This window comes from Klebsiella sp. EMBS2024, assembly GCF_036233805.1.
GTDB lineage: Bacteria > Pseudomonadota > Gammaproteobacteria > Enterobacterales > Enterobacteriaceae > Klebsiella > Klebsiella pneumoniae.
Genome location: NZ_JAZARW010000001.1, coordinates 2,846,939 through 2,851,838, shown reverse-complemented (window position 1 = coordinate 2,851,838; position 4,900 = coordinate 2,846,939). Strand labels below are relative to the sequence as shown.

The 4,900-nt window shown below is 58.4% G+C and carries 3 protein-coding genes and 1 pseudogene; 2 read left to right on the top strand and 2 right to left on the bottom strand.

What is annotated here, in order from left to right; translation table 11 throughout:
* Positions 1 to 8: 8 nt before the first annotated feature.
* Complete coding sequence (gene nfo, locus VZP09_RS13120) at positions 9 to 863, bottom strand: deoxyribonuclease IV (protein ID WP_002912937.1); 855 nt, start codon at positions 861 to 863, stop codon at positions 9 to 11.
* A 72-nt stretch (positions 864 to 935) separates the two neighbouring features.
* Positions 936 to 1,983: pseudogene (locus VZP09_RS13115) on the bottom strand (YeiH family protein).
* 265 nt (positions 1,984 to 2,248) lie between these two features.
* On the opposite strand from VZP09_RS13115, the gene yieE reads away from it, so the two are divergent.
* Positions 2,249 to 3,115, top strand: a complete 867-nt coding sequence (gene yieE / locus VZP09_RS13110) for a DNA-binding transcriptional regulator YeiE (RefSeq protein ID WP_002912932.1) — start codon at positions 2,249 to 2,251, stop codon at positions 3,113 to 3,115.
* 178 nt (positions 3,116 to 3,293) lie between these two features.
* Complete coding sequence (locus VZP09_RS13105) at positions 3,294 to 4,763, top strand: amino acid permease (protein WP_002912929.1); 1,470 nt, start codon at positions 3,294 to 3,296, stop codon at positions 4,761 to 4,763.
* Positions 4,764 to 4,900: the final 137 nt, after the last annotated feature.

The following is a 4,900-nucleotide window of genomic DNA, read 5'->3' as shown; positions in this document are numbered from 1 at the left end:
GTCTCTATTTACGCCACTTCGGCAATCTGCTGCGCCCGCAGCCAGGCAATCTCTTCCGCCCAGATATCCGGGTTGATGGTTTCCAGAATCAGCGGAATACCGTCGAAGCGGCTGTCCTGCATGATCCAGCTGAAGCAATCGTGGCCGATGTTGCCTTCCCCCAGGCTGTGGTGACGGTCGACCCGGCTGCCGAAGGCGCTCTTGGCATCGTTGAGATGCATGCCGCGCAGATACTGAAAACCGACGATGCGTTCGAAGGCGGCGAAGGTTTTTTCGCAGGCTTCGGCGCTGCGCAGGTCGTAGCCGGCGGCGAAAGCATGGCAGGTATCGATGCAGACGCCGACGCGGGATTTATCTTCCACACCGTCGATGATGGCCGCGAGGTGCTCGAACTTAAAGCCGAGGTTGCTGCCCTGGCCAGCGGTGTTTTCGATCACCGCAGTAACGCCTTCGGTCTTCGCCAGCGCGATATTGATCGATTCGGCGATGCGCGCCAGGCACTCCTCCTCCGGGATCTGCTGCAGATGGCTGCCGGGGTGGAAGTTGAGCAGCGTCAGTCCCAGCTGCTGGCAGCGGGTCATTTCATCAATGAAGGCATCACGGGATTTTTCCAGCGCTTCTTCCACCGGGTGGCCAAGGTTAATCAGGTAGCTGTCGTGCGGCAGGATCTGCCCCGGGCCAAAGTGATACTTTTCACAGGCGGCTTTGAATTCGGCGATGGTCTCGTCGCTGAGCGGCGCGGCGCGCCACTGGCGCTGGTTCTTGGTGAAGAGGGCGAAGGCGGTTGCTTCGATTTCGGCGGCGCGAATGGCGGCATTGGCCAGTCCACCTGAGGCGCTCACGTGCGCTCCTACGTATTTCATAAAAAAAACTCCAGTTAAAGCCGCTGGGGGGTGGGTAATGATAGCGGCTTAACTGGAGAAAGATGTAGTGCTTTATGCCATCAGGCTGTGGATAGCGACGTTAATGACCCCGCCGCCGACAATCAACCAGACGAACAGCATCAGCGCCATCAGCAGCGGTTTCGCCCCGGCTTTTTTCAGCGCGCTGACGTGGGTGGTGACCCCGAGGGCGGCCATTGCCATCGCCAGCAGGACGGTATCCAGCGTCACCAGCATATCCACCACGGCTTTCGGCAGCAGATGGAAGGAGTTAAACACCGCCACCAGGATGAACATAATGGCGAACCACGGAATGGTGATTTTGCTTTTCTCGCCGTTGCCTGCCGGGGTCAGCTGTTTAACACGCGCCGCCAGGAACAGCAGGAACGGAGCCAGCATCATGACGCGCAGCATTTTGGCGATAACCGCCGCGTTCTCCGCGTCCGGGCTGACCGCATGGCCGGCGGCAACAACCTGCGCCACTTCATGCATGGTGGAGCCCATATAGATCCCGTAGGTCTCCGGGGTAAACCAGTGCGCCAGCAGCGGGTACATCGCCGGGTAGAGGAAGATGGCGATGGTACCGAAGATAACCACTGTAGCGACGGCAACCGTCACTTTACTGGCTTCGGCTTTGACCACCGGCTCGGTGGCGAGCACGGCCGCCGCGCCGCAGATGCTGCTGCCGGCGCCGATCAGCCAGCTGGTGTGTTTATCGAGACCAAACACTTTCTGGCCAAGGAAGCAGGCGATGAAAAAGGTACTGGAGAGCGTCAGAACGTCAATCAAAATACCGCTCACGCCGACGTCGGCAATCTGGGCGAACGTCAGGCGAAAGCCGTAGAGGATGATCCCCAGGCGCAGCAGATGCTGCTTGGCGAAGATCACCCCGCCGTCGCAGGGCTGCCAGATTTTCGGGTAGACCGTGTTGCCGACGACCATCCCGAACAGGATAGCGAGGGTCAGGGCGCTAAAGCCCGCGCCGGCGATGGCCGGGAAACTACCGGNNACANNCGGCGCCGGTCAGAGCGGCGGTCAGCGCCAGGCCTGGGACAAAATGCCACAGGGAACGATGTTTGGTGGGTAAAGTGAGTGCTGTCATAACCTTCTCCTTTGTCTGCCTAAAGGTTACGCCGTGCGGGATTAAATATAAAATTGATTATATGTTTATAATCAATCGTAATAAGTGGTTAATGGCCGCTTCGCCGGTTACAACGGGGCGAGAGCGGGTTAGACAGAAGCGGGGCGGTCTCGCCGGCAAGACGATGATTTTGTGATATAAGCGGATTTTCCTTCCGTCAGCCGCCTCGATTTGTGTCACCATAGTAAGGAAGGTTATTCAGGTTGGATTACTAAACGGGTGGGTTATGCATATTACGCTGCGGCAGCTGGAAGTGTTCGCCGAAGTCCACAAGAGTGGGTCGACCACTCAGGCGTCACAGATGCTGGCGCTTTCGCAATCCGCGGTCAGCGCCGCGCTGACCGATCTGGAAGGGCAGCTCGGCGTGCAGCTGTTTGACCGCGTCGGTAAACGACTGGTGGTGAATGAGCATGGACGGCTGCTGTACCCGCGTGCGCTGGCGCTGCTGGAGCGGGCCCTGGAGATCGAGCAGCTGTTTCGCGGCGATAACGGGGCGATCCGAGTCTACGCCAGCAGCACCATCGGCAACTATATTATGCCGGAGATTATTGCCCGCTATCGTCATGACTTCCCGGATCTGCCGGTCGAGCTGAGCGTCGGCAACAGCCTGGACGTCATCAACGCCGTCGCCGACCTGCGGGTGGATTTCGGCCTGATTGAGGGGCCGTGCCATGCCGCCGATATTATTGCCGAGCCGTGGCTGGAGGATGAACTGGTGGTGTTTGCCGCGCCCAACTCACCGCTGCTGGCGGGGGAGGTGACCCTGCAGCAACTGGCTGAGGCGCCGTGGATCCTGCGCGAGCATGGCTCCGGCACCCGGGAGATTGTCGATTACGTTCTGCTGTCGCATCTGCCGGCGTTTCATCTGGGCATGGAGCTGGGTAATTCAGAGGCGATCAAGCACGCGGTCAGGCATGGCCTGGGCATCAGCTGTCTATCGCGGCGGGTGATTGCCGAACAGCTTGCCTCGGGCACGCTGGCGGAGCTGAAAGTGCCATTGCCCCGGCTGACGCGCACGCTGTGGCGGATCCATCACCGGCAGAAGCATATTTCTAAAGCATTACAACGTTTTCTGCACTATTGCCAGGTGTAGCAGCCCGGTTTTATCGCCTGATTACGGGGGGAATTCGCTGGCAATTCCGCAGGTTAGTGCTTTACTAATAATTTGCGGGCGATCATGAAGCTCTCTTATAACTTTGCATTTGTACCGGATGGAACCCCGATCGTCTGCTACAATCGCGCCTCATTTTTTGGATGGATAGCATTATCACATGGTTTCGGAAACTAAAACCACAGAAGCGCCCACGCTACGTCGTGAACTGAAGGCGCGCCACTTGACCATGATCGCCATCGGCGGTTCCATCGGTACGGGTCTTTTTGTTGCCTCTGGCGCAACCATTTCGCAAGCAGGTCCCGGCGGGGCGCTGCTGTCTTATATTCTGATCGGTTTGATGGTCTATTTCCTGATGACCAGCCTCGGCGAGCTGGCGGCGTTTATGCCGGTATCCGGTTCCTTCGCCACCTACGGGCAGAATTATGTTGAAGAAGGCTTCGGCTTCGCGCTGGGCTGGAACTACTGGTACAACTGGGCGGTGACGATCGCCGTTGACCTCGTGGCCTCACAGCTGGTGATGAGCTACTGGTTCCCCGACACTCCGGGCTGGATCTGGAGCGCCTTGTTCCTCGGCATCATGTTCCTGCTGAACTGGATCTCGGTGCGCGGCTTTGGCGAGGCGGAATACTGGTTCTCGCTGATAAAAGTGGCCACCGTCATTATCTTTATCATCGTCGGCGTGATGATGATTGTCGGCATCTTCAAAGGGGCGCAGCCAGCCGGCTGGAGCAACTGGGGGATCGCGGATGCGCCGTTCGCCGGCGGTTTCTCGGCGATGATTGGCGTGGCGATGATTGTCGGCTTCTCGTTCCAGGGCACCGAGCTTATCGGCATCGCTGCCGGTGAATCTGAAAATCCGGAGAAGAACATTCCGCGCGCGGTGCGCCAGGTCTTCTGGCGTATCCTGCTGTTTTACGTCTTCGCGATCCTGATTATCAGCCTGATCATTCCGTATACCGATCCGAGTCTGCTGCGCAACGATGTGAAGGATATCTCCGTCAGCCCGTTCACCCTGGTGTTCCAGCATGCCGGTTTGCTGTCGGCGGCGGCGATCATGAACGCCGTTATCCTGACTGCCGTGCTGTCGGCGGGGAACTCCGGGATGTACGCCTCCACGCGTATGCTGTACACCCTGGCCTGCGACGGTAAAGCGCCGCGCATTTTCTCGAAGCTGTCGCGTGGCGGCGTGCCGCGTAACGCGCTGTACGCGACCACCGTGATCGCGGCGCTGTGCTTCCTGACTTCCATGTTTGGCAACCAGACGGTGTACCTGTGGCTGCTGAACACCTCCGGGATGACGGGCTTTATCGCCTGGCTGGGTATTGCGATCAGCCACTATCGTTTCCGTCGCGGCTACGTCCTGCAGGGTAACGATATTAATAATCTGCCGTATCGTTCCGGGTTCTTCCCGCTGGGGCCGATCTTCGCCTTCGTGCTGTGCCTGATCATCACCCTCGGACAGAACTACGAAGCGTTCCTCAAGGACACCATTGACTGGGGCGGCGTGGCGGCGACCTACATCGGTATTCCGCTGTTCCTCGTCATCTGGTTTGGTTACAAGCTGGCGAAAGGCACCCGCTTTGTTCGCTACAGCGAAATGACCTTCCCGGACCGCTTTAAGCGTTAATCTTCGCGATTATGCGATAAAAGCCCTCTGTGAAGAGGGCTTTATATTGCTGGCAAAGTGCAATCTTCAGGGATTGCCCGGCGGCGCTGCGCTTGCGTGGGCCTACAGATAACCGCGTAACTGATTGATATTGCTAT